20 protein-coding genes, 1 tRNA gene and 3 rRNA genes are annotated in these 25,260 nt (G+C 61.9%); 2 read left to right on the top strand and 22 right to left on the bottom strand.

What is annotated here, in order from left to right:
* Nucleotides 1-8 precede the first annotated feature (8 nt).
* From ftsR to secA2, 3 genes are all read right to left on the bottom strand, one after another.
* Nucleotides 9-746: a transcriptional regulator FtsR gene (ftsR, locus tag CAPI_RS05775; RefSeq protein ID WP_026157060.1), complete on the bottom strand. Its 738-nt coding sequence runs from the start codon at nucleotides 744-746 to the stop codon at nucleotides 9-11.
* 31 nt (nucleotides 747-777) lie between these two features.
* On the bottom strand, nucleotides 778-1,206 hold the full coding sequence (gene odhI / locus CAPI_RS05780) for an oxoglutarate dehydrogenase inhibitor Odhl (RefSeq protein WP_018017098.1): 429 nt from the start codon (nucleotides 1,204-1,206) through the stop codon (nucleotides 778-780).
* Nucleotides 1,207-1,290: 84 nt separating this feature from the next.
* Nucleotides 1,291-3,573, bottom strand: coding sequence for an accessory Sec system translocase SecA2 (secA2, locus tag CAPI_RS05785; protein WP_018017099.1), 2,283 nt, complete (start codon nucleotides 3,571-3,573; stop codon nucleotides 1,291-1,293).
* Between the two features lie 181 nt (nucleotides 3,574-3,754).
* On the opposite strand from secA2, the gene CAPI_RS05790 reads away from it, so the two are divergent.
* Nucleotides 3,755-3,831: transfer RNA gene (locus CAPI_RS05790), tRNA-Pro, on the top strand.
* Between the two features lie 18 nt (nucleotides 3,832-3,849).
* Nucleotides 3,850-4,611 carry a class I SAM-dependent methyltransferase gene (locus CAPI_RS05795; protein ID WP_018017100.1) on the top strand — a complete coding sequence of 254 codons (762 nt, stop codon included), beginning with the start codon at nucleotides 3,850-3,852 and terminating at the stop codon, nucleotides 4,609-4,611.
* A 3-nt stretch (nucleotides 4,612-4,614) separates the two neighbouring features.
* Here CAPI_RS05795 and der read toward each other — a convergent pair whose 3' ends face one another.
* The 19 genes from der to CAPI_RS05890 all read right to left on the bottom strand — a co-directional run bounded on the left by der (nucleotide 4,615) and on the right by CAPI_RS05890 (nucleotide 24,711).
* Nucleotides 4,615-6,108: a ribosome biogenesis GTPase Der gene (gene der, locus CAPI_RS05800; RefSeq protein ID WP_018017101.1), complete on the bottom strand. Its 1,494-nt coding sequence runs from the start codon at nucleotides 6,106-6,108 to the stop codon at nucleotides 4,615-4,617.
* Nucleotides 6,105-6,812 carry a (d)CMP kinase gene (gene cmk / locus CAPI_RS05805; protein ID WP_018017102.1) on the bottom strand — a complete coding sequence of 236 codons (708 nt, stop codon included), beginning with the start codon at nucleotides 6,810-6,812 and terminating at the stop codon, nucleotides 6,105-6,107. Before cmk ends, der begins: the two co-directional genes overlap by 4 nt.
* On the bottom strand, nucleotides 6,812-7,735 hold the full coding sequence (locus CAPI_RS05810; RefSeq protein WP_018017103.1) for a pseudouridine synthase: 924 nt from the start codon (nucleotides 7,733-7,735) through the stop codon (nucleotides 6,812-6,814). Before CAPI_RS05810 ends, cmk begins: the two co-directional genes overlap by 1 nt.
* Before the next feature lie 53 nt (nucleotides 7,736-7,788).
* The gene (gene scpB / locus CAPI_RS05815; RefSeq protein ID WP_018017104.1) at nucleotides 7,789-8,334 is read right to left on the bottom strand and encodes an SMC-Scp complex subunit ScpB; all 546 of its coding nucleotides are present in this window, start codon (nucleotides 8,332-8,334) and stop codon (nucleotides 7,789-7,791) included.
* Nucleotides 8,335-8,345: 11 nt separating this feature from the next.
* The gene (locus tag CAPI_RS05820) at nucleotides 8,346-9,161 is read right to left on the bottom strand and encodes a segregation and condensation protein A (protein WP_018017105.1); all 816 of its coding nucleotides are present in this window, start codon (nucleotides 9,159-9,161) and stop codon (nucleotides 8,346-8,348) included.
* Nucleotides 9,158-10,030, bottom strand: coding sequence for a ParA family protein (locus CAPI_RS05825; RefSeq protein ID WP_018017106.1), 873 nt, complete (start codon nucleotides 10,028-10,030; stop codon nucleotides 9,158-9,160). Before CAPI_RS05825 ends, CAPI_RS05820 begins: the two co-directional genes overlap by 4 nt.
* Nucleotides 10,031-10,122: 92 nt before the next feature.
* A complete protein-coding gene (xerD, locus tag CAPI_RS05830) occupies nucleotides 10,123-11,067 on the bottom strand; it encodes a site-specific tyrosine recombinase XerD (protein WP_018017107.1) in 945 nt (314 codons plus the stop codon).
* Nucleotides 11,067-11,714: an NUDIX domain-containing protein gene (locus CAPI_RS05835; RefSeq protein WP_018017108.1), complete on the bottom strand. Its 648-nt coding sequence runs from the start codon at nucleotides 11,712-11,714 to the stop codon at nucleotides 11,067-11,069. The genes xerD and CAPI_RS05835 overlap by 1 nt, the downstream gene beginning before the upstream one ends.
* Nucleotides 11,714-12,496 carry a copper transporter gene (locus tag CAPI_RS05840; RefSeq protein WP_018017109.1) on the bottom strand — a complete coding sequence of 261 codons (783 nt, stop codon included), beginning with the start codon at nucleotides 12,494-12,496 and terminating at the stop codon, nucleotides 11,714-11,716. The genes CAPI_RS05835 and CAPI_RS05840 overlap by 1 nt, the downstream gene beginning before the upstream one ends.
* A gap of 12 nt (nucleotides 12,497-12,508) precedes the next feature.
* Nucleotides 12,509-13,747, bottom strand: coding sequence for a putative cytokinetic ring protein SteA (gene steA, locus CAPI_RS05845; RefSeq protein WP_026157061.1), 1,239 nt, complete (start codon nucleotides 13,745-13,747; stop codon nucleotides 12,509-12,511).
* 51 nt (nucleotides 13,748-13,798) lie between these two features.
* Complete coding sequence (gene recN, locus CAPI_RS05850; RefSeq protein ID WP_018017111.1) at nucleotides 13,799-15,538, bottom strand: DNA repair protein RecN; 1,740 nt, start codon at nucleotides 15,536-15,538, stop codon at nucleotides 13,799-13,801.
* Nucleotides 15,539-15,558: 20 nt separating this feature from the next.
* Complete coding sequence (locus tag CAPI_RS05855; protein WP_018017112.1) at nucleotides 15,559-16,479, bottom strand: NAD kinase; 921 nt, start codon at nucleotides 16,477-16,479, stop codon at nucleotides 15,559-15,561.
* Nucleotides 16,476-17,300: a TlyA family RNA methyltransferase gene (locus tag CAPI_RS05860; RefSeq protein ID WP_018017113.1), complete on the bottom strand. Its 825-nt coding sequence runs from the start codon at nucleotides 17,298-17,300 to the stop codon at nucleotides 16,476-16,478. Before CAPI_RS05860 ends, CAPI_RS05855 begins: the two co-directional genes overlap by 4 nt.
* 27 nt (nucleotides 17,301-17,327) lie before the next feature.
* Entirely contained in the window at nucleotides 17,328-17,495 is a 168-nt protein-coding gene (locus tag CAPI_RS05865) for a hypothetical protein (protein WP_018017114.1), read from the bottom strand.
* A 3-nt stretch (nucleotides 17,496-17,498) separates the two neighbouring features.
* The gene (locus CAPI_RS05870) at nucleotides 17,499-18,485 is read right to left on the bottom strand and encodes an HAD-IIA family hydrolase (protein ID WP_018017115.1); all 987 of its coding nucleotides are present in this window, start codon (nucleotides 18,483-18,485) and stop codon (nucleotides 17,499-17,501) included.
* Nucleotides 18,486-18,491: 6 nt separating this feature from the next.
* Nucleotides 18,492-19,325 carry a tetratricopeptide repeat protein gene (locus CAPI_RS05875; RefSeq protein ID WP_156806777.1) on the bottom strand — a complete coding sequence of 278 codons (834 nt, stop codon included), beginning with the start codon at nucleotides 19,323-19,325 and terminating at the stop codon, nucleotides 18,492-18,494.
* 127 nt (nucleotides 19,326-19,452) lie between these two features.
* Nucleotides 19,453-19,570: ribosomal RNA gene (rrf, locus tag CAPI_RS05880) — 5S ribosomal RNA — on the bottom strand.
* 101 nt (nucleotides 19,571-19,671) lie between these two features.
* Nucleotides 19,672-22,781, bottom strand: a 23S ribosomal RNA gene (locus CAPI_RS05885).
* A gap of 405 nt (nucleotides 22,782-23,186) precedes the next feature.
* Nucleotides 23,187-24,711, bottom strand: a 16S ribosomal RNA gene (locus tag CAPI_RS05890).
* Together the 16S, 23S and 5S rRNA genes form the textbook arrangement of a ribosomal RNA operon.
* Nucleotides 24,712-25,260: the final 549 nt, after the last annotated feature.

A 25,260-nucleotide genomic window follows, 5' to 3' on the forward strand; every position in this document is an offset into this window, starting at 1 on the left:
GAAACCTGCTACTGGCCGAGCTGGCCGCGCAGCTCAGCCTTCATCACCGAAGTATGCAGAGAAGCCACCAACGCAGTTAACTGGCGTCCTAGCTCCTCCGCCTGCTGCGGAGCGCCCGATTTCCCCGACCGAGCCACGGGCCCCGTTACCTGTCCCACCAAGGCAGCTTGACGCGCCGCACCTGTACGTATGGTCTTCAGGTGGCGAATATCCAACCCGAATTCCATTAGTGCAAGAGCAGTCGTGACGGTGCGCACGTCGTCCGAAGTAAAAAAGCCGGCGGGGTCGGGCGTGATCAAACCGGCCTTGATGAGCTCGTCGACTGTGTCAACCTCGGCACGAGCCTGGTCCGCGACATCGAGGTCGCTCAAACGCGTCGCGGCGGATGGCCGCAGCGTGCCTGGTGAAACGATAGGCTCGCCGCTCGACACCGAGACGAGTGCGGTGACCTGCCCCGAGTCCATGGACTCGAGCTGCTCGCGAATGACCTTGAGAGGCAGGTAGTTATCGCGCTGGGTGACCAGGATGTAGCGCAAACGGTCGACATCGTCGTCTGTGAAGCGGCGGTACCCAGAAGCGGTGCGCTGAGGCGTGATCAACCCCTCCGACTCAAGGAACCGAATCTTGGACACCGTGACATCCGGAAACTCCTCGCGCAGCCGGTTGAGGACCACGCCGATGGACATTGTCTTACTACCGGCGCGGGGGGCCGGCTGCTGCGGGGAGGTTTGACGAAGGGCGCTCACGGGCTCGGATTTCCTCTAGTCCTAGGGTGGTTTACTGCGCGTCGGAAATAAAGACGAGACGGAACTTTCCAATCTGGATTTCGTCGCCGGACGCCAGTGTCTGCGAATTGCGCGGTTCGCGGTTGACGTAGGTGCCGTTGAGCGACCCTACATCGACAACTTCGAAAGACCCCTCATTGCGCCGGAACTCGGCGTGGCGACGGGACACGGTGACGTCGTCGAGGAAAACGTCGGCCTCGGGGTGGCGTCCTGCAGTGGTGGTGTCCTGGTCGAGGAGGAAGCGAGCACCCGCGTTCGGTCCACGCTTGACAACGAGAAGCGCAGCCCCTTCCGGAAGATTATCGATACCCTTCGCCGCATCCGAAGCGGCCGCGCCCGTCTCCATTTCCTTCAGCAGATCGGCGCGGAAAACCGACGTGGTTTCTACCTGGGTTTCCGGAATACCAGAGTTCTCGCTCATCAACTTCTCCTGACGCTGGCTAGGAATTTCGAATCAACTGCACGCTATAGTACCGGTTCGCCTCTGCAGACGGGGACAAGGCAGCTAGCGGAATATGCTCGCGACGCCCGAAGCGAAAGAACGACCGCTCAGCGGATTATCGGAGACCATGTAGGTCCACGTTGCGCTTGGCCGGGACCATCCCTGCTGTGCCAAGTGGACCCCGTCGCCATCAATCGTGGCGGCCCGGAACGTTGCCACAGCCTGATCGACAGCCCGGTTAGCCAAGTTCTTAAATTCGCGCACAGCGATCCGGTGAAACTCATCGATCGGGGTTTCTCGTGCAATCGCTCGAAGGTGGATGGACTCGCGCACGTCCTCCATGAGGGCGAGGTACTGCGACCACTCGTCGTCGAGGTGGAATAGCGCGATCTCGCGCGCGGCCTGTTTGGCAACGGCACCCAGCTTTTCGACGTCAGCGGCCCGCTCCGGCGCCCGCTCCGAGAGCTCCTCCCACGCCGTGTCGGTATCGAGAATGTCAGCGCGCCGGCGATCCAAGATTTCCCGGTGGTCCGAAATCAGTTTGTTGTACTTCCAGGTCTGGGAGTGGATCTCCAGTAGTTGACCTTCCGTGACGCGCTGGCAGTGCTCAATAAAACCGCGTACCCGGGCCGATTCGATACGTCCATCTGGGCCGGGATGCGCCGTTACCTCCTCGTCCGCTCCGCCGACTGCTACGATGTCGTCCTCGAGAGATACGAAAAACACACTGGAACCGGGGTCGCCTTGCCGGCCAGCGCGACCGCGTAGTTGGTTATCCAGGCGCACCGTCCTGTGCCGCGCGGTGCCGATGACCGCAAGCCCTCCTAGCCGGACTACCTCCTCGCGATCTTTCTCATCCGCGCCCCCCAGACGAATGTCGGTGCCTCGGCCCGCCATTTGGGTCGAGACTGTAACCCGTCCCACGTCGCCCGCCTCGGCAATAATTCGAGCCTCCTCACTATCGTTTTTGGCGTTGAGTACCGCGACGTCGATCCCGCGGGCTATGAGATCTGCAGCCAGGGCTTCGGACTCCGCGACATCGTGGGTCCCGACGAGCACGGGCCGCCCGCTCGAGTTCAGGTGTTCGATCTCGTCCGCAATGGCCCGTGTCTTCTCGCCCGTCGTCGCATAGATGCGGTCAGGCTCGTCAATCCGGCGCAGCTCCTTTTCCCTGTCGATGACGGAAACGTGCAGGCCGTAAAAGGAGCGGAGCTGGTCAGTCGCCTCAACCGCGGTACCCGTCATCCCGCACACAGACGGGTATCGACGGATCAGAGCCTGCAGCGTGATCGAATCCAAGATTCGCCCGCCCTCGGAGACAGTGAGTCCTTCCTTCGCCTCCACCGCCGCCTGCAAGCCGTCGGGCCAGCGCTGGAGGTCGGAGACGCGGCCGCGGGACGCGTCGATAAGAAAGACTTTTCCCTCGTCAACGATGTAGTGGACGTCCTTAGTCAGCAAGACCCGAGCGTGCAGCGCCACGTTAACGCGAACGAGGGTCGTGCCGACGTGCTCGTCGGAGTAAAGAGAATCAATCCCGAGCAGCCGCTCTACCTTCTCCGCCCCGGCGTCGGTAAGAAAAACGTTGCGACCCTCCGCGTCGGTCGAGAAATCCGCCGATTCCCGCAAGTGGGCGACGACATTGGTGATGGAGCCAATCGTCTGGGCGCCGGGTTGCGAGCCAGCGAGAACGAGCGGCGCGAGGGCCTCGTCGACCAGGACGCTGTCCGCCTCGTCGACTAAAGCGACGTCGGCGGGAAGCTGCACCGCGTCTTCTCGGCGAGTGACTTGGTTATCGCGTAAGTGATCGAATCCGATCTCGGCGACTGGCGCGTACACCGCGTCGCACCGGTAGGCGTCTCTGCGCTCCTCCCGCGTCGAAGCGCTTGTCACCGCCGCAACCTGCAGACCGAACAGCTCGACCAACGGGCGCATCCACTCCGCGTCGCGTTTCGCCAAATAGTCGTTAACCGTCACCACGTGCACGCGTTTGCCGATCAGCGCGAAACCCGTCGCAGCCATCGCGCCGACAAGCGTCTTCCCTTCGCCGGTAGCCATGTGAACGACGTCACCCTCCAGCAACCTGAGCACGGCTTGGCTCTGCACCGGGAACGGGGTCAGACCGAGCGTGCGCGCTGAAGCGACTGAAAGGAGGGCCAAGAAGGTCGCCTTGTCGCTGATGGCCCCCTCGTCGACGGTTTCCGCAGCGCGCTGCGCGATTTCAGCATCCGTTAAGGCGCTGACACTTTCAATGAGACCGTGCGCCTGCTCGACAATCCCCTTTGACTTTTTGTCGTTGCGCTCTGTCGCGGAGCCCATCGCCTTCCAGAACCAGTCAAAGGCGCCCATGGCACTTCCCTTCTTCTTGCGGTCACTAACCCACGACTTTACGTCAGCGGCCCCGCAGCCCTTTCTGCACATCCGCTTTCGGACAAATTTTCATTGGATATGCTGGTGATTCGTCGTTCGCGAGCCGAGTGCAGTAATCTAGCCAAGTCGCACCGACCGGTGGCAACCGGCCGAGAGCGAACGGGCTGTGGCGCAGTTTGGTAGCGCACTACACTGGGGGTGTAGGGGTCGCAGGTTCAAATCCTGTCAGCCCGACCACATGCATTTTGGGGGGAAATGAAGCCAAGCACGAAGGATTCGCCCGCGTTTGAGAGTGCGGCGGCGCGATTACACTCTGCTTCATCCTTCCAATCAGCAGCATCGCTTTACGACGCCGCACGCCCCTCCTACCCCCCTGCCGTTGCGGAGCTCGTCCCCCCTGGCTCGACCGTCCTCGACGTGGGGGCCGGCACCGGTCAGCTCGCCGCCCCACTCGCCGCCCGGGGTCACGAAGTTTACGCTTGCGAGCCGGCGTCGGCGATGGTGCGCGTTTTTCGCTCGCAGCACCCCACCATTCCGGTCTGGAGAGCGGCCGGCGAGGCGACAGCGCTGAGAGCGAAGAGCGTCGACGTTTACGCATCCGCCCAAGCGTGGCACTGGTTCGATGCGGCCGCTGCAAGTGCGGAGGCAGACCGAGTTGTACGCGACGGAGGCCGACTGGTGCTGTGCTGGAACACCCTCGACGTGTCGCACCCGTGGGTGCTCCGTCTGAGCCGCATTGCCCATTCCGGTGACATACACCGAGAGGGCTTTTGCCCCGATGTGCGCTCGCCCTGGACGCTAGTGGATGAGCGCCGCGTTACCTGGCTCCAGCCCGCCACCCCGGAGGATCTCTTTGATCTGATGGCCACGCGGTCGTACTGGCTGCGGGCGTCGGCAAGCACCCGTGCGAGGATGACCGAAAACCTGACCTGGTATCTCTACCAACGGCTCGGGTTCGAACCCGGCCAGCTCCTGCCTCTTCCCTACCGCACGGACGCGTTCGCTTACTCGCGCTGAAAGCTAGCCCCGACGGGTGTTGCGCTCTCGCACACGCACCGCGATCCGGACGGGGGTGCCGTGGTAGCCGAACTGCTCACGGAACTTCCGCTCGAGGTAGCGGCGGTATCCCGCGTCGAGGAAGCCGGTGGTAAACAGCACGATTGTCGGCGGCTGCGTTGATGCCATCGTGGCGAAAAGCACGCGGGGCAGCCTGTTGTTCTTCATGGGCGGCGGGTTGGCCGCGATTGCCTCGCGCAACCAGTTGTTCAGCTGGCCTGTAGAGACGCGCTTGTCCCAATTCTCCAGCGCCTCCTCCATCGCGGGTTCCAAGCGGTGAAGGCCTCGTCCGGTGTCGGCAGAAATGTTGAGCTTGGACACCCACGACAGGTGACCGATCATCTCGTCGAACTCGCGGTCAAAGCGATCGCGGCGGTCATCGTCCATGAGATCCCACTTGTTGAAGCAGATGACAAGTGCCTTGCCCGCCTCAAGGACCATGGAGACAACCCGCTGGTCCTGCTCGGTAATTTCCTGAGATGCGTCGATGAGAACAACGCACACCTCGGCCGCACTGATGGTCCCGCGCGTGCGCAGGCTCGCGTAGTACTCGTGGCCCTGAGCGTTATTTACCTTGCGACGCAACCCCGCCGTGTCGATGAACTTCCACAGCGCGCCGTCAAGCTGAATCAATTCGTCGACCGGGTCCACGGTCGTCCCCGCGACATTGTCTACCACGGAGCGGTTCGATCTGGACAGCTTGTTCAGCAGGCTCGACTTACCGACGTTCGGCCGACCCACCAAGGCAACGCGCCTCGGGCCGTCGGTCACCGACCCCGTAGAACGGGGCACCTTGGGGAAGCGACGAAGGATCTCGTCGAGGACGTCAGCTCCCCCGCGCCCGTGCAGAGCTGAGACCGGCCACGGGTCCCCAAGCCCGAGGGAATAGAACTCGGCTACATCCCCCCACTGGGACTCCGATTCGAACTTGTTGGCCACCAAAATGACGGGCACGTCCGCCCGTTGCAAATTACGCGCCATGACCGCGTCAGACTCGGTTACACCGGTGTGGGAATCCACAACCATAACGATGACATCTGACGTTTCCATCGCAGCCTCTGACTGACGGGCAATTGCCGCGTGGATGCCGCGTGCGTCGGGGTCCCAGCCACCGGTGTCCTGAACCCAGAACCGACGGCCCCCCCAATCCGCCAGGTAACTTACGCGGTCGCGGGTGACACCGGGGTGGTCCTCAACAACAGCTTCTCGCCGCCCGAGGAAGCGGTTGACGAGGGTGGATTTTCCCACATTGGGCCTGCCCACGATAGACACAGTGGGAAGGTCCTCTTTGACCTCTCCCGGGAATCCGTCTATCTCGCCGTCGAATTCGTCGAATTCGTCGAATTCATCAATATCATCCTCGCCGAAGTCGGCCTCAGCGAAATCGCCCTCGATGACATCGGCGTCCTCGAAACCATCTCCGTATTCCGGATCGTACTCAGTGGGCTCAGTTGTCACTGGGCGCTCCTTTCTATGAGGGCGATGAGGGCATCGAGCACGTCACTCGGGGTCATAGCAGAGGTGTCGATGACGGTGGCATCGTCCGCCGGGCGCAGCGGGCTTGCAGCGCGGGAGGAATCCAAGCTGTCCCGGCGTTGGACGTCTGCCAAAACGGTCTCGTAGTCGCTGTCTCTACCGGCCGCGACGTCTTGATCGAAACGACGGCGCGCACGCACCTCCGCGGCTGCGGTGAGGAACGCCTTCGCGGGGGCGTCGGCAAGGACGACCGTGCCGATGTCGCGGCCCTCGACGATCGCCCGGTGGGCTCCGGACGCGAGGCTTCGCTGGAGGGCAACGAGGTTTTCCCGGACCTCGGGGATCGCGCTGACAGCCGAAACGTTTCGTGTGACATCCGCGCCGCGGATTTCGTCTGAGACATCCTCCCCGCCGAATAGGACAGCCGTTGAATCGGGGTCGTCGGATACTTCCAAGGGAAGATCGCGGGTCGCTTCGATGACGTGCGCGGTGTCTGCGGGATCGACGCCGGCGCGCAGGACTGCGAGGGTAGCCACTCGGTACATAGCTCCGGTGTCAACGTACTTCGCCCCAAGCCTCTTCGCCAAGGCGCGGCAGGTGGTCGACTTTCCCGTGCCGGAAGGTCCATCCACCGCGAGGATGAGGCCCCCATTGGGCATGTTGGACAAGGACGTGTCGGTCTCCATCACATCTCCACCACCTTGTACAGGGAGGCCAGCTCCGCGCTATTCAACGCGCGCATGGAGCCCGGTTTCATGTCCCCCAGCTGGACCGTGTGTACTTTCGTACGGACCAGCCGTTGCACGGGATATCCCGCCGCTTTGAGCATGCGCCTCACGATGTGCTTGCGTCCCTCGTGGAGCTCGATGCGCAGAAGCGACTGGCCGTTATGAACATCGACGATTTGGACGTAGTCGGCCTGGGCTGGGCCGTCGTCAAGCTCGATGCCCTCTTTTAGGGTGCGGACCAAGGCTGGCTTGACCTCACCGAGAACCGTCGCAAGGTACGTCTTAGACACCCGGTACTTCGGATGCGTCAACCGGTTGGCCAGCTCACCGTCGTTTGTGAGCAGCAACAATCCCTCGGTGTCCGCGTCTAACCGGCCGACGTGGAAAAGGCGCTGCCCCGACGCCGTGCGCTCGGCGACATAGCTTCCCACGGACGTGCGGTCCAACTCGTCATTCATCGTCGAATGGACGCCACGGGGCTTGTTGAACACGAAGTACTCGTGTTCTTCGTTGACGTTAATGCGCGATCCGTCCACACGAATCACATCCACGGCGGGATTGACGCGGGTGCCTTGCTGGGTGATGATTTTGCCATTCACTTCGACACGGCCCTGTTCGATCATCACCTCGGCGTGGCGACGCGAGGCCACGCCGGCCTGGGCGAGCGCTTTTTGTAGCCGCACGGACGCGCCGGCGCGGGACTGTTTTCCTTCATCTGACGAGTCGTCGCCATCCTCCCACCACTTGTCCTCAAGAGGGTGGGGGCTGCGGAGCTCTTCTGGGGTGACGTTCTGCTTCTTCGCCGGCTTAGCGTAGGAGATGAAGAACGGCTTGTCCTTCCCTCTGTCCGGTGTGCCGTCTCGGCGAGCGGGAGGTGTCATGGTCTATCCCTCACTTTGTATGCGATTGTTAACTGGCGCGAGTCTACCGGTTGCTACCAGGCCTGATCAACCTGCTCAATGTCCGGAAGGAGCGGGGCGAGGTCGGGCAGCCGGTCGAGCGAGTCCAGCCCGAGCAGGTCGAGGAAGAGCTGGGTTGTCACGTACCGCAGGGCCCCCGTCGCGGGGTCGGGCTCGTGTTCAGCGACGAGACCGCGAAGCAGCAGCGTTCGCATCACACCGTCGACGTTGACTCCGCGCACCGCAGACACCTGGGCGCGGGTCACCGGCTGGCGATATGCGACAATCGCCAGGGTCTCCAGCGCAGCGCGAGACAAGCGCGTTTGGGCGCCTTGGAGGACGAAAGCTTCGACGGCTTCGGCGTTTTCAGCGCGCGTGTAAAGGCGCCACCCTTCGTCGCTTTCCCGCAAATCCAGCCCACTGCCCCGGTCGTCGAGTTCGCGCGACCACGCACGCAGATGCTTTTCGACGTCTCCCAGGTCACCGCCCAGGACACGCGCGAGCTCTGCGGCGCCCACGGGAGACTCGCTGACAAGGAGGACTGACTCGATGCGTGAGCGGAGCGGGGAGACGGGTTCCATGACCGGCCATCCTAATTCCAGTTGGCCGCTGCTACGACGGCCGGATCGACATCGCGCCCGGTCCACGCAACATGAAGGGGCCCTAGCGCGGTGTCCTGGTCCACCTCGACGGCACGCGCCTTATACAGCTCCAGCAAGGCGAGAAAGCGCCCCACCACCTCGATGGTGCGCGTGCAGTCGCGCGTCAACGCGTCGAAAGTGGCGGGGTAGTTCACGCCGAGTGTCCGGAGGGCTTCGAGGAGCTTTCCCGCCTGTTCGGGCACTGACACTGCAGCCGCGTGAACATGCTCGGTGCTGACAACTTCGGGGGCGCGCGGACGGAACGCAGCCGCGGCGGCCTGAGCGAAGGACTCTGGCGTGTGGCCGAGCACCACCGGCGGGAGAAGCGAGGCAAACCGCGGCTCGAGGGACACCGCCCGCGCGTAGCGGCGGGGAGCCTCGCGCTGCCACTCGCCGAACAAGTCGGCTACCTGCTGGTATGCCCGGTACTGGAGGAGGCGAGCGAGAAGCAGATCGCGGCTTTCCAGCAGCTCGATTCCCTCGGCATCGCTCATTTGGCCCCGGGGCAGCAGGCGGGCCGCTTTGAGGTCGAGCAACGTCGCCGCGACGTAGACGAACTCGGTGACCTCGTCGAGTTGTGATGATTCATCAAGCGCTCGGGTGTAGGCGATGAACTCGTCCGTCACTTCCGCGAGCGCTACTTCGGTGATGTCGAGCTTTCTCGAACCAATTAGGTTGATAAGTAGGTCAAACGGCCCCTCAAAGTTACTGAGAGCGAGGGTGAACCCGGTGATCTCCGGCTGCGCCCCGCCGGCGGAGCGCGTCACCGCGCGGTGCGCTCCAAGACCTCGAGGGCGAGATTCCGGTATTGCTGGGCGCCCTGGGAACTGGGCGACCAGGTGATGATTGGCTCGCCCGCCACCGATGTTTCTGGGAACCGCACTGTGCGGGTGATCACCGTGTCGAAGACAGTGTCACCGAAGACTTCAAGAACGCGCTCCATCACTTCACGCGCGTGCGTTGTCCTCCGGTCGAACATCGTCACAAGAATCCCAACAATCTCGAGGTCGAAGTTAATGCGGTCTCGGACTTTCTCGACGGTATCGGTCAAAAGCGCAAGCCCGCGAAGCGAGAAATACTCGCACTCCATGGGGATGATTACGCCGTGGGACGCGGCGAGTGCGTTGACGGTAAGCAGGCCGAGCGAGGGGCCACAGTCAAGGATGATGAAGTCGTAATCCCGCCGAACGGGGCGTAGCGCGCGGGCTAGCGTGTGCTCGCGCCCTACTTCGTTGACAAGCTGGATCTCTGCGGCTGAGAGGTCGATATTAGCGGGAACAAGGTCGAGGCCCGAGACATTGGAGTGCCGGATCGCCGAGTGAATGCTTGCCGTTGTATCGAACAGCAGGTCGTAGACGGTGGTTTGTTCCTCGTCGTGTGACACCCCGAGCCCCGCAGACAACGCACCCTGCGGGTCCAGGTCGACGAGAAGGACTTTGCGGCCTTGCTCCGCGAGACAAGCCCCGAGATTAATCGTCGAAGTGGTCTTACCCACCCCGCCTTTCTGGTTCACCATCGAGATGACGGTCGCGGGACCGTGCGTGAGTAGTGGCTCCGGTTGGGGCAACTCTCGGACCGGTCGGCCCGTCAAACCGGTGGCCGCCTTCCCGGCTTCGAACAACGAGTCCTCCGCCATTCCACACCTTTCCCTCGCGCCAGGCTTGGAACCCTAGGGCCTGTCTATCCTAGAGCGTTGACTTCTAGATTACACGGGTGTCATTTTACGCATTATGCGCGCGGGTGTGAGGTAAGCCAGGCTTCTCGGAGAGTCTCAACCGTCACGTGGGTATAAATCTGCGTCGTGGTCACCGACGAGTGTCCCAGGAGCTCCTGCACGGTTCGCACGTCTGCCCCTCCCTGCAACAAATGCGTGGCGAAGGAATGGCGAAGTGTGTGGGGAGAGACGTCGACGTTTATGCCGGCGCGTGCGGCGGCGTCTTTCATGAGCGTCCATGCGCTTTGACGCGACAGCGCGCCCCCTCTGTTATTCAGAAAGAGCGCGTGGGACGCACCCCGGGAAAGCGCCGGCCTCCCGCGAACCACGTACGCACGCAGCGCCTCCCGCGCCGCCGAACCAATTGGCACGAGACGCTGCTTGTTCCCCTTGCCCGTAACAGTCACCACCGCCACGTCGCCTGGTTCCTTCTCTGGGAGCTCCACGGTGTCTACGACATCGGCTATGTCGTCCACGACGAGGGCAAGAATCTCTGAGATCCGCGCGCCGGTGGCGTACAGGGTCTCCAGTAGTGCCTTGTCGCGCAGCTGCGTTGGGGTCGTGGCCGGGGCAGCGTCGAGAAGCTGAGCGACTTGTTGGACCGTGAGCGCACCCGGTAGCTTCTCACCGACGGGCGGCGGGCTGACCTCGGCGGCCACATCGGCGTGAAGGTACCCTTCCGCCACCCCGAACTTGTGCAAGCCCCGCACGACAACGAGAGCGCGGGCGGCCGAAGATGCTGCCAAAGGCGGTGATTCTTCGGTTCCCCTCCTTAAGTCGGCGAGGTACGCTTCCACGTCACGGGGCGTGACGGCGTCGAGGGTCGAATGCCCCGCTTGAGCAAGCCACGTAATGTAGCGGGACACGTCGCGTCGGTAATTGCTCAGCGTGTGCTTGGACAACCCCCGTTCCACCGCGAGGTGATCAAGCCACACCCGAGCTAGCTCGTCGGCACGCATTACATCCTTTTCAGGTCGCGGCCATGGCCTCGAAGTTTCCGGCGCTCAGTGAGCGACCTCGGACGCCAGCAGAAGGGTTCGGCCACGTCTCGCCCCTGGGACCCGCGCTCTACTGCCTCGCACGCCGCGAAGATGCCCGCTACGGCAATCGAGTTGACAATGTCCCCGCTCAGGATCCGTTCCCGCGCCTCCTGGAGGTCCACCCACATGATGGTGAGATCCGCCTCCTCGTCTTCCGCCTCGGGCCGGGCCACTTCTGCAAGGTCCTGCGCGAGAAACACCCGCACCGCTTCCTCAGCGAACCCCGGCGAGGTGATCAGATCGACCAGCACTCCCCACCTGCTCGCCGCGAGGCCAGCTTCCTCCCTCAGCTCCCGCTCGGCACAGGCCAGTTCCGGTTCGTCTGCAACATCGAGCAGGCCGGCGGGGAGCTCGAGCAGTCGCTTGCCGACGGAATGCCGGTACTGCTCCACCAAGGCGATTCTGCCGTTCTCGTCCACCGCGGCTACCGCGACGGCGCCGAAGTGCTCTACTATCTCGCGGGCTGCACTGTGCCCTCCCGGCATGACGACGCGATCGCGGCGCACAGCGAGAATGGGCGCGTCGAGGAGTATTTCGGACTCCGTAACCCTGTATTCATGCGCCATCAGCTCTCACCCGCTTGAGATTTCGAGCTGGCTAGGTTGTGGACGGCTTCGAAGCGCCCCGCGACGGTATCGACGCCCTCCTTATCGCGTGCCGCGGCGCGCCCGTTTGAGCCGAGAGCGGTGACGAAGTCATCGAGCATCTTTTGCGCAAACGCGGCGTCGTCTCCGCTGGGTGCGCCGACGACGAGAACCGCGTCGGCCCCGTCTGACACCTCGGCGTCGTAACTCAGGTACCCGCCTTGCGCGAGCGCGTCGAGGAGCAAGATCCGGTCGTCCGCGCTGGCGTCGGGACGAAGCGCGGCCCCGAGCGCCTGCCCGGCGTGTGTCCCAGGTGAGAGGTTGTCGACGCTTAACTGCGCGCCGGCGGGCAGGGTGTTGGCCACGATCGAACGCAGCTCGTCCGCCCCCTCCCGAGACACAAAAAGGTCGGTTAGGCTGATGCTCCCCGCATCCCGCGCCCCGACGTCGCTGAGGAGTGTGCGTGTGGCAGTGACATCTTCGTTGCTAGCATCAGACGTGCGGACGATCAGCACCCGCAGGCCATCCAGAGCGTCACCGAGGACTGCCCGCGGGTCGGCGCCGAGCAGATTTTCGGCAGCCTCCGCGTGGCGTTCAGCCCGGCTCAGCTGCTCCTGCGTTGCGTGGTCTGGGCCGGCGGCTTGAACTCCGGACCCATCTTGCATGGCCGGCGCTAGCGCGAGCACGCCAAAGGCTGTGCCGAGGGCCAGGCCCCAACCGAGCCCCGCCAGCACGAACGCTGCTCTACCGCGTTGATGACCCACAACGCCTCCTTCTTAGTTGAACAATCCCCGAACCCACCCTTGGAAACTCAACGCGATGTTGTTCCAGGTGTGGATGAGGTTATCGACGAACGCCTGGTCTCCCCCCAACCCGACGATGAGTACTACCACAGCCAAGGCAACCAACACCCCGAGAATAGCCCAGGCCCAGGCGACCGAGGACCCCGAGTTCACCTCATATAGGTTCGCGATGACGCTCGAGTCCACCAGCCGCGGAGCCGCCTTAAGCCTGGTTAGAAGCGCCGCCGGCGTCGCTTCGGCAGAATGGGCGAGAATTCTGTCGAGATCGATATCCGGTGCCGCGGTGACGACCATCTCCGCACCGTGGAAGGCCGCGAGCATGATGGCCAGGTCGAGCGGCGAATCCGTCGCCGCGGGAAACGTCATCGCACCCACGCCGAGGTCCTGGATCCGCTCCAGGCCAACCGCGTAGCCGTCAGGGTCAGCCGGCAGGATAACCCTCGATTCCCCGCGCAGGTTCTCGGCCGAAACATCGAGGGGGTCGCCGACGATGAAATCGGGACGGTATCCCAGGTCGGCGAGGGTGTCAGCTGCCGCGCCGACTCCGACGATGACGGGCGAATACTCCCGGATAAAGTTGCGCAACCCGAGGAGTTTGTCCCTTGTCGTCGGTTCGGGCGACGCAATGAGAACCTTCCTCCCCTCCATGTCGTTACCGATGTCGGGGACGCCGACGCCGTCTATAAGCAGCGGTGCCTCTGAATGGATGAACTCGATGGTGTTGCCGAAGTAGGCCTCCATGTGGTCCAGCAGAGCCCGCTGCGACTCCGCGAACGCGGCGTCAACGGCAGCCCGGTCAACGATTCGGCCCTGAGCAACGAGCTTCTTCCCGACGGTAACCCCGCCGTCCCCGGTTACCGTCGCCTTCTTCCCGAAGCGTCCGCCCCGCAACGCGGAACGAAGTGCGCCCCCAGCGTCCTCGATGAGAGGAATTCCCGCATCAAGGAGCAAGAGAGGCCCGTAGCTAGGCAGGCCACCGGTGGTAAAGGCGGCGAGGTTGACCACGGCCCCAGGTCGTGCCGAGATCAGCGCCTCCGTTTCCCGCCTCGTGAGCTCAGGGGAATCAACGACAGCAATGTCGCCCTCGCTAAACCGTCCAAGCCTTCCTACTACCCCGGAGCTGCGACCCCGCGGAGTGCAGTCCCTTAAAGCCCCTTCGGCAATCTTCGCGTCAGCAATCCTCGCATCGGGATCGGTAGGAAAGACACTCATGCCAGCAATAGTGCACGGCCGCGGGGTCTTTACCGTGGAGGCGCGCGGGGTCTAAGCGCGCAATTCCTGCCGCAGTGCCGAGACGTCCGCGCGCGCTCGGTCTCGCAGCTCGGCCGCGTGGGCCCTGCCCGTTTCGGAATCGTCCATACCTGCGAGCATCCGCGCTAGCTCTTCAACACGCTCTTCGAGGGTGAGTGTGGCAACCCCCGAGGTGACGGCAACGTCACCGACATTCTTGGCGACGTGGAGGTGCGTATCCGCGTACGCGGCGACCTGGGGCAGGTGCGTCACGACGATGACCTGGTTGTGGGTTGCAAGGCGCGCGAGCCGCCGGCCGATCTCGACCGCTGCTCGCCCGCCGACTCCTGCGTCCACCTCATCGAAGACCATCGTCGCGCCTTTATCCGTCGAGCTCAGCGTCACTTCCAGCGCCAGCATGACGCGGGAGAGCTCGCCGCCCGAGGCACTGGTCGCGAGGGGTCGCGGTTCCAGAGCATCGTTGGGGGCAAGGCGCAACTCCACGACATCCGCCCCGTCGCGGCCCGGGTCCTGTTCGCTGATGTGCACGGTGAGGCGTGCTTTGGGCATCGCGAGTCCACGCAGCTCTCGGGTGACGTCGCGGGCTAACTCCGTCGCCGCCCGTCGACGCGCACTACTCAACTCCCGAGCGCGAGTTTTGACCTCGCGTTCCAGCGTGGCCACCTCCCGCTTCAGTTCTTCGACGGCCTCCGGCGGGGTGTCGATTTTGTTCAATCGACGCTCAGCTTTTGCGCGCCATTCTAAAACACCCGCGATATCGGGCGCGTACTTCCGAGTCAGCCCCTTTAGTTCCTGCTGTCGTTGCAGGCTCCGTTCAAGCTCGCTCGGATCACTGGGCAAACCTGCGAGGAAGCTGCCTAATTCGGCGGAAACGTCCGATAAGACGCTGGCCACCGATTCGAGCTGGGCACCCAGTTGCTGCAGGCTGGCATCGCTAGCACCGGTCAGCGATGCCGCCGCTTTGCCGACGAGGTCCGAGGCCGCTTCGTTGCCTGCCGATTCCGCGAATTCTGCCGGTGCTCCGTCGATAGCAACGAGTGCGCTGTCGGCGGCTTCCCGCAGCGCGTCAACGTCTTGAAGCAAATTGATTGAGGACACAAGCTCATCGTCCTCCCCCGCAGCGGGAGCGACCGCGTCTATCTCCTGTAGTGCGAAGCGCAACCGGTCAACTTCTTGCGCGAGCTCGCGGCGCTTCTCCGTCTTCTCCCGGAGCAGCCTGGTCGCCGCACGCCACTGGGTCCACACATCGCGATAAGCGACCAGTGATTCACCGATTCTCGGGTCGTATCGATCGAGCGCGGCGAGTTGCTGGTCAGGCGACATCAGCCGGATCTGGTCGTTCTGCCCGTGGATCGTAATAAGGTGGCCCGCGAGCGAGGCTAGCGTGGCGGCAGGCACGGATCTGCCGCCGAGGTGCGCGCGGGACCTGCCCGTTGATTTGACCGACCGGGACACTACGTATTCGCCGTTCTCATCGGGCTCCGCCCCAGCCTCAGCGGCGAGGGCGTGAATCTCTGTGGCAGCCTCCTCGCTCAGGCCCGTGAGGCTAAAGGCCCCCTCCACCACGGCTTGTTCCGCACCCGTCCTCACGCGGGAGGCATCCGCCCGACCTCCAGTGAGCAAGCGCAGTCCAGTGACCACCATGGTCTTGCCAGCACCCGTCTCACCCGTCAACACCGTCAGCCCCGGGCTGAGCTCCACAGTAGTACGCGGGATAACACCGAGGTTCGAGATAGAAAGTTCCGTAAGCATTACAAAGCGAACCTACGCGCTTACTTCGTGGCAGGCCCGCGCCACCCCGACACCGGGAGGTGGAACTTATGCACTAGGCGGTCCGTGAAGGGATGCTCGTCCAACCGCACCCAGCGCACTGGGCGACGCCCGCGAACCACCTCCACCCTGGACCCCGGAGGCATAGAGAGCATACGAAAGCCGTCAAGGACGACGTTTGCATCACCCGTCGTGGGCTCAAGCTCGACCGCAACGGTGGAGCGGGGCGAAACGACAAGCGGTTTGGTAAACAGGGCGTGGGCGTTGTTGGGAACCACGAGGAGCGCTTCCACCTCCGGCCACATGACGGGGCCGCCAGCAGCGAAGGCGTAGGCGGTAGAACCCGTCGGGGTGGAAATGAGGACGCCGTCGCACCCAAAGGTGGACACCGGGCGCAGATCGACCTCCAGCGTGGCATCCACCACCTTCGTGCGATTAACGTTTTCAATGCTCGCCTCGTTCAGCGCCCAGCCCTCACCGAGTTCATTGCCTTCCGCGTCGAGCAGCACGATGTCAATGGTCATTCTTTCCTCGATGCGGTACGACCTGTCGATCACTCGTCCAATCGCCTCATCGAGGCTTTCCTGCTCCCATTCGGCCAGAAAGCCCACGTGGCCCAAGTTGATGCCCAACACGGGAACGTCTTGGATGTGGGCGTAATTGGCCGCGCGCAAGAAGGTGCCATCGCCCCCGAGAACTAGGACCAGCTCGCATCCCGCCGCGGCCTCCGGCCCCTCCTCGACCCGCTCGAGGGCGCGTAGGGCCTCCTCCTCCTCGACAGGGCCCATTTTCCCCTGGTCCAGCAGGCGCACCCCAATCCCGGCGGCGCTCAGCAGGTCGGCTGCGCGCGCGGCCGCAGCGATATTGCCGGCCCGGTAGGTGTGCGGGACAAGAAGGATCGTTCTCTTATGGCGGAATGTCATGTCGGTCCTTCCTCGACGGCGCGGTGTACCAAAGAAGCAAGCCGCTCGCCGTCGAGCCGCGAAGCACCGGCATCTTTGACGAGCCACAGGAAATATTCTACGTTGCCGCTCGGCCCGGGAAGCGGCGATGCAACGACGTCTCGGACACTGAGCCCGATCTCCTGCGCACATTCAGCCACGTCGCGAGTGGCGTCTTCCCGCAGTTGAGGAGACCGCACGACTCCCCCACTACCGAGCCGGTCTTTGCCCACTTCGAACTGCGGCTTTACCATCGGCACAAGGTCCGCCCCATCGCACATGCACGATGCGATAGCAGGGAGGACGAGCTTTAAAGATATGAACGAGAGGTCGCCCACCATGAGATCGGCTGGGCCCCCCATCATCTCCGCGGTAAGCGTGCGAATATTCGTTCTGTCCAAAACTGTGACCCGCGGGTCATTCTGGAGACGCCACACCAGCTGCCCATATCCAACATCCACGGCAACGACCTCCTGCACCCCCCGCGACAGAAGCACGTCAGTGAAACCTCCAGTCGACGCCCCCGCGTCGAGGGCACGCCGCTTCTCGACGTCTAATCCGCGCGCCTCAAACGCCTCTAATGCCCCCAGCAGCTTGTGCGCACCGCGGGACGCCCAGTCCTCTTCGGCTGCCGCAGCGACGCGGATCGATGCCGCGGGGTCCACGACGGTGGCCGGCTTACTCGCAACAAACCCGTTGACTTCAACACAGCCGCTTTTGATCAGCCGCTGAGCGTGTTCCCTCGACCTGGCCAACTTCCGGCGCACCAGCTCGGCATCGAGCCTGCGGCGTTGAGGGGGCATGATGTCTCCTTTCGCGAAACGGGCAGTCTACGCCTCGCGCAACGCCTCGTGAAGAATGGAATGTGCGCGGTTGAGCTGGTCGATCTCCTCCGCTAGGTTTGCGCAGTCCTCCGCGAGAATGCTGCTAATGCGTTGCTCAATCTCACCGGGCGAGATGCGAGGTGCGCGCGGGTCGCGCGGCCGTGGGGACGACATGTGCTACCACCACTGCTTACAGGCGGCGCGCGCTGCTGACGAAACGGGACGAATGCGCCCCGACAGGCAGTCTTGCGACCACGCAACGTCAAGCGCAGTCAACAACGCATCTAAAGAACCCCCACGCTCCGCGTCGCCACCGTCAAGAACTATCTCCCCATCCTCCACGCGCGCCGAGAACCCGCCGGCGGGCCCGGGCCGAAGTGTCCCAGCAGGGGCAGCAAGAGCGGACAAATCTTCGGCGACGAACGTGGGCCGGCACTCCCGCGGCGCCGATAAAAGGGCGAACGGGCCGGAAACACCGGTCAACACATGAAGCGAGTCCATCCCTGCGGCCACCGCCCCGGCGATGTCGGTGTCCAACCTGTCTCCCACACCAAGCGGCCGAGAGGAGTGGACCTGCTGCGCCGCCTGAAAAAACATCGCTGGCTCGGGCTTACCCGCCGAGCGGGGGACGACCCCCGTCGCTGACGTAACAGCAGCGACCATCGAGCCGTTACCGACCATGAGCCCCCGCTGGGTAGGTAGCGTGGTATCCACATTTGACGCTACGTACGCAGCGCCCCGCGCAATGGCAAGAGCCGCCTCGGACAAATCCGCCCAGCCAGTGTCAGGACTGTGGCCGTGAAGCACCAACGCAGGTCTGTCATCTGCCGAGGCGACCACGCGATACCCAGCAGCCTTCGCCAGCTCACGAAACGACGGAGCACCTACAACAAGAACAGGCTCGCCCGGGTTGATAAACTCACCCGCCAGAGCGATCGCAGCCTGGGCAGAGGTGAGTACGTCGTGAGGAAATGCCTTTAGGCCCACCTCGCGCAACATCGTGGCGACGACAGCGGGGCTGCGCGACGCGTTGTTGGTGATGTACACCTTCGCCGACGGAGCCGCATTAATGGCGTCAACCGCCCGGGCTATTGCGCGGCCTCCCTCCCAAACCGTGCCGTCGAGATCGAGAAGCAGGGCGTCGTAGGCGTCTTGGAGCGGCACTGCGGGCTACCCCAGTTCTTCTAGACGGTCGGCTGCGTCGGTCAACCCGTCGAGGTCAATCTTGGCCACGTGCTCGAACCACTGCATAGCCTCATCTGAGCGACCCAACCGCAGCAACGCGTCAGCGTAGGCATAGGACAGCCGCGCCAGCGAAGGTTCAGTCGACTCCAACGAAGGCTGCAAGCGGTCCAGAGTTGCAAGAGCCGCTTCATCCTGGCCCAGATCGTGGCGAGCCCCGGCGAGAACGATCGCCAACTCCCTTTTGGCATCGGGATCCAGTTCGCGAGCCTCGGGAGACCGACCGATCTCCAGCGCTCGTTCCGGACGCCCTAGTCCGCGTTCGGCGTCGGCCATCACAGCAAGAAGACCCGGGCCACCCGAGATCCGACGCGCGGCGCGAAGCTCGGACAGGGCTTCCTTCCACTCCCCCGCGTGGTAGGCCACAATCCCGTTCGTCTCACGCACAACGCCGACTCGCCCCGCTCTGTTCTTCGCAGCGCGCGCGTGACGCAGTGCAAGTTGCGGGTCGTCTTCAAGGAGGGTGCCGGCCATGATCATGTGTTGCGCCACTCGTTGGGCATTGTCTTTGGACAAAACCTTCAGGTCTTGGAGCACGGACCGATCAAGGTCGTTGACGTCCACGTCATCCGGGATATCTGGTTCAGACAGACGCTGGGACATGCGGTCTTCGCGGTAGCCCTGCCGGCGCGGATTAGTGCTGGTGCCTCCCCGGTGCTGGGAACGCCCGTCGTTGGGCCGGCCGCGGCGACCTTCGCGGCCACCATCTCCGCGTCGGCGGTCGTCGCTCTGTCGTCCGCGGGACTGCGAATCGTACGCCATGTGAACCTTTCCACGTAGTTGCGCTCAGTATAGGCGCGGATGGCGGGCGTTTAGGGCCGGGGCCCGGAAAAGCACGAAACCCCCCTGTGGGCGTGTGCTTTGGGGGGGTTTGTGTTGTTGAGTTGTTGGTCGGCGGTAACTTACTCTCCCACCCCCTCCCGGGGGCAGTACCATCAGCGCGGGCGGGCTTAGCTTCCGGGTTCGGAATGGGTCCGGGCGTGTCCCCGCCGCTATTGACCACCGACACATTTTTTTGTTGTTGGGCGCCCCGTGGCCGGGGGGTGTGGTGTGTCAGATACTGCATAGTGGACGCGGGTACGACACCTTTGTGGTGTGTGTTTCGTGTGCGGGTGGTTTTGGTGTATTAGTACCAGTCGTCTTGGTGCACATTACTGTGTGTCCAACTCTGGCCTATCAACCCCATCGTCTGTGGGGAACCTCGAATGAAACCTCATCTTAAAACAGGCTTCCCGCTTAGATGCTTTCAGCGGTTATCCCTTCCGTACGTAGCCAACCAGCGGTGCTCCTGGCGGAACAACTGGCACACTAGAGGTACGTCCGTCCCGGTCCTCTCGTACTAGGGACAGCTTTTTTCAAGTTTCAACGCGCGCGGCGGATAGAGACCGAACTGTCTCACGACGTTCTGAACCCAGCTCGCGTGCCGCTTTAATGGGCGAACAGCCCAACCCTTGGGACCTACTCCAGCCCCAGGATGCGACGAGCCGACATCGAGGTGCCAAACCATCCCGTCGATATGGACTCTTGGGGAAGATCAGCCTGTTATCCCCGGGGTACCTTTTATCCGTTGAGCGACACCACTTCCACTCGTAGGTGCCGGATCACTAGTCCCGACTTTCGTCCCTGCTCGACATGTCCGTCTCACAGTCAAGCTCCCTTGTGCACTTACACTCTTAACACCTGATTGCCAACCAGGCTGAGGGAACCTTTGGGCGCCTCCGTTACTCTTTGGGAGGCAACCGCCCCAGTTAAACTACCCACCAGGCACTGTCCCCAACCCAGATCATGGGCCAAGGTTAAGGTATCCACTACGGTCAGAGTGGTATTTCACCAACGACTCGGCCACCACTAGCGTGATGGTGTCATAGTCTCCCACCTATCCTACACAAACCGCACCGAACACCAATACCAAGCTGTAGTGAAGGTCCCGGGGTCTTTTCGTCCTGCCGCGCGAAACGAGCATCTTTACTCGTAGTGCAATTTCACCGGGCCTGTGGTTGAGACAGCAGGGGAGTCGTTACGCCATTCGTGCAGGTCGGAACTTACCCGACAAGGAATTTCGCTACCTTAGGATGGTTATAGTTACCACCGCCGTTTACTGGGGCTTAAATTCTCCGCTTCGACCCCCACCAGGGGGGGTCTAACAGGTCCTCGTAACCTTCCAGCACCGGGCAGGCGTCAGTCCGTATACATCAACATCACGTCTTCGCACGGACCTGTGTTTTTGGTAAACAGTCGCTCCCCTCTCTTCTCTGCGACCCCACCACGCTCACACACGAACAGTGTGATCACCTCGTAGGGTCCCCCTTCTCCCGAAGTTACGGGGGTAATTTGCCGAGTTCCTTAACCACAGTTCACCCGACCGCCTTAGTATTCTCTACCTGACTACCTGTGTCGGTTTCGGGTACGGGCCGTACGCACACATCGCTAGAGGCTTTTCTCGACAGCATAGGATCACCACCATCACCCCTCTAGGGGGCTACGCATCACGCCTCACACAAAAGCGGGCTGCATTTCACACCCCACCGTGCCACACGCTTACACCGCGCAATCCATTCCGCGGCGTGGCTACCTTCCTGCGTCACCCCATCACTGACCTACTAAGGTTCAGGCCCTCCACCACACACCCACCACACCACCACCCCCCGAAGGGGAAGGCAGCACAATAATGAGCATGCGGGAAGTTAGTATCACCCGTTACGTCTTGGGCGCGTGCATACGGGTACGGGAATATCAACCCGTTGACCATCGACTACGCCTGTCGGCCTCGCCTTAGGACCCGACTCACCCTGGGAAGACGAACTTGACCCAGGAACCCTTAGTCATCCGGCGGGTAAGATTCTCACTTACCACTCGTTACTCATGCCTGCATTCTCACTCGCGTGCAGTCCACAACCCCTCACGGTCCTGCTTCACCCCACACGCGACGCTCCCCTACCCAACAACACCCCACAGGGATATCATTGCCGCGGTTTCGGCGGTGTACTTGAGCCCCACTACATTGTCGGCGCGGAACCACTCGACCAGTGAGCTATTACGCACTCTTTCAAGGGTGGCTGCTTCTAAGCCAACCTCCTGGCTGTCATCGCGATCCCACATCCTTTTCCACTTAGTACACCCTTAGGGGCCTTAACCGGCGATCTGGGCTGTTTCCCTCTCGACTATGAAGCTTATCCCCCACAGTCTCACTGCCATGCACCACTTAACCGGCATTCGGAGTTTGGCTGACATTGCTAAGATGATAGTCCCGCTCAACCAACCAGTAGCTCTACCTCCGGCAAGCTCACATAACGCTGCACCTAAATGCATTTCGGGGAGAACCAGCTATCACGGAGTTTGATTGGCCTTTCACCCCTACCCACAGCTCATCCCCTCAGTTTTCAACCTAAGTGGGTTCGCGCCTCCACAACCTCTTACAATTGCTTCACACTGGCCATGGGTAGATCACCCCGCTTCGGGTCCAGGACATGCCACTACACACCCTCTTCGGATTCGCTTTCGCTACGACTCCCCCACAACCGGGTTAACCTCGCGACATGCCGCTGACTCGCAGGCTCATTCTTCAAAAGGCACGCCATCACACACCAGCGGTGCTCTGACGGATTGTAAGCGCACGGTTTCAGGAACTCTTTCACTCCCCTCCCGGGGTACTTTTCACCATTCCCTCACGGTACTATCCACTATCGGTCACACTGAGTATTTAGGCTTACCGGGTGGTCCCGGCAGATTCACAGCAGATTCCACGAGCCCACTGCTACTCGGGACAACACGCACACCACAGCACACACGCAACCACGTACGGGACTCATCACCCACTACGGCGCACCATCCCAGATGCTTCCGCTCACGCGCACACCACAATGGCCCAGGTGGCAGCCCGAACACACGCATCATCCCACAACCCCACACACGCAACCCCTGCCAGGTCTCACACGCACATGGTTTAGCCTCATCCGCGTTCGCTCGCCACTACTAACGGAATCACACTTGTTTTCTCTTCCTACGGGTACTGAGATGTTTCACTTCCCCGCGTACACCCCCACACAGGCTATGAATTCACCTGCAGGTCACACCACACAACTGGTGCCAGGTTTCCCCATTCGGACATCCTCGGATCAACGCTCGGTTGGCAACTCCCCAAGGCATAACGCAGCCTCCCACGTCCTTCATCGGCTCAGCATGCCAAGGCATCCACCGTACGCCCTTCACAACACACCCAACACACACAATCAGGCACACAACACACAAAAAAGAAAGATACTCGCGTCCACTATACAGTTCTCACACACCACACACACCCCCCACAACCACACACACCGTGCACAATCATGACAGGCGCGCCCACGAACACCACGCACACACACAACCACAACAGTCATGCGCACACACGCGAAGTGCCCCAGACACCCAACAGCATGCCAACCACCCGTTTGCAGGACACACGGTCATGACCACATACGCCCACCATCACACGAACAACACACCAGCATCATCCACACAACAGGGGGTGCGCGACCACCCGGCCAGATTTAAAAAAAGATGGCAGTGCCACACACGGACACATCAACCACCACCCCCACCACACGACCACGCGCGCAGGGGGGCACACAAAAAACTCCTTAGAAAGGAGGTGATCCAGCCGCACCTTCCGGTACGGCTACCTTGTTACGACTTCGTCCCAATCGCCGATCCCACCTTCGACAGCTCCCCACCCACACAGGGTTTAGGCCACCGGCTTCGGGTGTTACCAACTTTCATGACGTGACGGGCGGTGTGTACAAGGCCCGGGAACGTATTCACCGCAGCATTGCTGATCTGCGATTACTAGCGACTCCGACTTCATGGGGTCGAGTTGCAGACCCCAATCCGAACTACGACCGGCTTTCAGCGATTAGCTCACTCTCACAAGCTCGCACACGCGCTGTACCGACCATTGTAGCATGTGTGAAGCCCTGGACATAAGGGGCATGATGATTTGACGTCATCCCCACCTTCCTCCGAGTTAACCCCGGCAGTCTCTCATGAGTCCCCAACCGAATTGCTGGCAACATAAGACAAGGGTTGCGCTCGTTGCGGGACTTAACCCAACATCTCACGACACGAGCTGACGACAACCATGCACCACCTGCAAACAGACCACAAGGGAAACCACATCTCTGCGGCGATCCTGTTCATGTCAAGCCCAGGTAAGGTTCTTCGCGTTGCATCGAATTAATCCACATGCTCCGCCGCTTGTGCGGGCCCCCGTCAATTCCTTTGAGTTTTAGCCTTGCGGCCGTACTCCCCAGGCGGGGCGCTTAATGCGTTAGCTACGGCACAAACCCCGTGGAAGGGACTCACACCTAGCGCCCACCGTTTACGGCATGGACTACCAGGGTATCTAATCCTGTTCGCTACCCATGCTTTCGCTCCTCAGCGTCAGTAACTGCCCAGTAACCTGCCTTCGCCATCGGTGTTCCTCCTGATATCTGCGCATTTCACCGCTACACCAGGAATTCCAGTTACCCCTACAGCACTCAAGTTATGCCCGTATCGCCTGCAACCCCACAGTTAAGCCATGGACTTACACAAACGACGCGACAAACCACCTACGAGCTCTTTACGCCCAGTAATTCCGGACAACGCTCGCACCCTACGTATTACCGCGGCTGCTGGCACGTAGTTAGCCGGTGCTTCTTATCCAGGTACCGTCACAAAAGCTTCGTCCCTGGCGAAAGGAGTTTACAACCCGAAGGCCGTCATCCCCCACGCGGCGTCGCTGCATCAGGCTTGCGCCCATTGTGCAATATTCCCCACTGCTGCCTCCCGTAGGAGTCTGGGCCGTATCTCAGTCCCAATGTGGCCGTACACCCTCTCAGGCCGGCTACCCGTCGACGCCTTGGTAGGCCATTACCCCACCAACAAGCTGATAGGCCGCAAGCTCATCCCATACCGCAAAAGCTTTCCAACCACACACCAACATGCGATTCCTATCCGGTATTAGACCCAGTTTCCCAAGCTTATCCCGAAGTACAGGGCAGATCACCCACGTGTTACTCACCCGTTCGCCACTCGAGCACCCCAGCAAGCCAGGGCCTTTCCGTTCGACTTGCATGTGTTAAGCACGCCGCCAGCGTTCATCCTGAGCCAGGATCAAACTCTCCACAAAAACGTTTCAGCAGAAACAGGCCGTGAAAAGCCCAAACCCAACCAAAACACGCAACCACACACACCCCACACCAAAGCAGAGCGCACACAGCCACGCACAAAAAAACAACCAACCCCCACACCACACCACAAAACACAGCAGTGCAGCACAAAAGGCCAGCCACAAAAAACACACCACGCGAATCAATCACGCACCATGCCACCAACCACACACACCACCACCACAACCAAGCAGCAGCAGCACATGCACGCCGGCACACACCCCACCACACCACCACAACCAAGCAGCAGCACAGCAAGACACACACAGCACACAACCAACCCACAAACAAAAGTACATTGGCACACTATCGAGTTCTCAAACACCACACGCACACCCCACCACCAACCCATCAGGATTGAAGTGAAAGCAGCTTGCTCAGGCTACATTGTCGTTTTCTCGAAGTCAACCTGGCGTTAACCGGTAACTTTCCGTCCGCGACGCTGTTTCTGAAATTATTCTGCCGACTCGGTCCGTTTCACCTTGGGGCTTCCCGTTCCGGCGGCGAGA

Origin of the sequence: Corynebacterium capitovis DSM 44611 (assembly GCF_030440535.1) — a bacterium.
Lineage (GTDB): Bacteria > Actinomycetota > Actinomycetes > Mycobacteriales > Mycobacteriaceae > Corynebacterium > Corynebacterium capitovis.

Coding starts and splice junctions, on each gene's coding strand:
- CAPI_RS05835 (WP_018017108.1), bottom strand. CDS start 11,714: ATGGCGCATGAATACAGGGTTACGGAGTCCGAAATACTCCTCGACGCG.
- CAPI_RS05855 (WP_018017112.1), bottom strand. CDS start 16,479: ATGACATTCCGCCATAAGAGAACGATCCTTCTTGTCCCGCACACCTAC.
- odhI (WP_018017098.1), bottom strand. CDS start 1,206: ATGAGCGAGAACTCTGGTATTCCGGAAACCCAGGTAGAAACCACGTCG.
- CAPI_RS05875 (WP_156806777.1), bottom strand. CDS start 19,325: ATGGCGTACGATTCGCAGTCCCGCGGACGACAGAGCGACGACCGCCGA.
- CAPI_RS05860 (WP_018017113.1), bottom strand. CDS start 17,300: ATGCCCCCTCAACGCCGCAGGCTCGATGCCGAGCTGGTGCGCCGGAAG.
- xerD (WP_018017107.1), bottom strand. CDS start 11,067: ATGCGTGCCGACGAGCTAGCTCGGGTGTGGCTTGATCACCTCGCGGTG.
- scpB (WP_018017104.1), bottom strand. CDS start 8,334: ATGGAACCCGTCTCCCCGCTCCGCTCACGCATCGAGTCAGTCCTCCTT.
- CAPI_RS05825 (WP_018017106.1), bottom strand. CDS start 10,030: ATGGCGGAGGACTCGTTGTTCGAAGCCGGGAAGGCGGCCACCGGTTTG.
- CAPI_RS05795 (WP_018017100.1), top strand. CDS start 3,850: ATGAAGCCAAGCACGAAGGATTCGCCCGCGTTTGAGAGTGCGGCGGCG.
- steA (WP_026157061.1), bottom strand. CDS start 13,747: ATGAGTGTCTTTCCTACCGATCCCGATGCGAGGATTGCTGACGCGAAG.
- recN (WP_018017111.1), bottom strand. CDS start 15,538: ATGCTTACGGAACTTTCTATCTCGAACCTCGGTGTTATCCCGCGTACT.
- secA2 (WP_018017099.1), bottom strand. CDS start 3,573: ATGGGCGCCTTTGACTGGTTCTGGAAGGCGATGGGCTCCGCGACAGAG.
- cmk (WP_018017102.1), bottom strand. CDS start 6,812: ATGGAGACCGACACGTCCTTGTCCAACATGCCCAATGGGGGCCTCATC.
- CAPI_RS05865 (WP_018017114.1), bottom strand. CDS start 17,495: ATGTCGTCCCCACGGCCGCGCGACCCGCGCGCACCTCGCATCTCGCCC.
- CAPI_RS05810 (WP_018017103.1), bottom strand. CDS start 7,735: ATGACACCTCCCGCTCGCCGAGACGGCACACCGGACAGAGGGAAGGAC.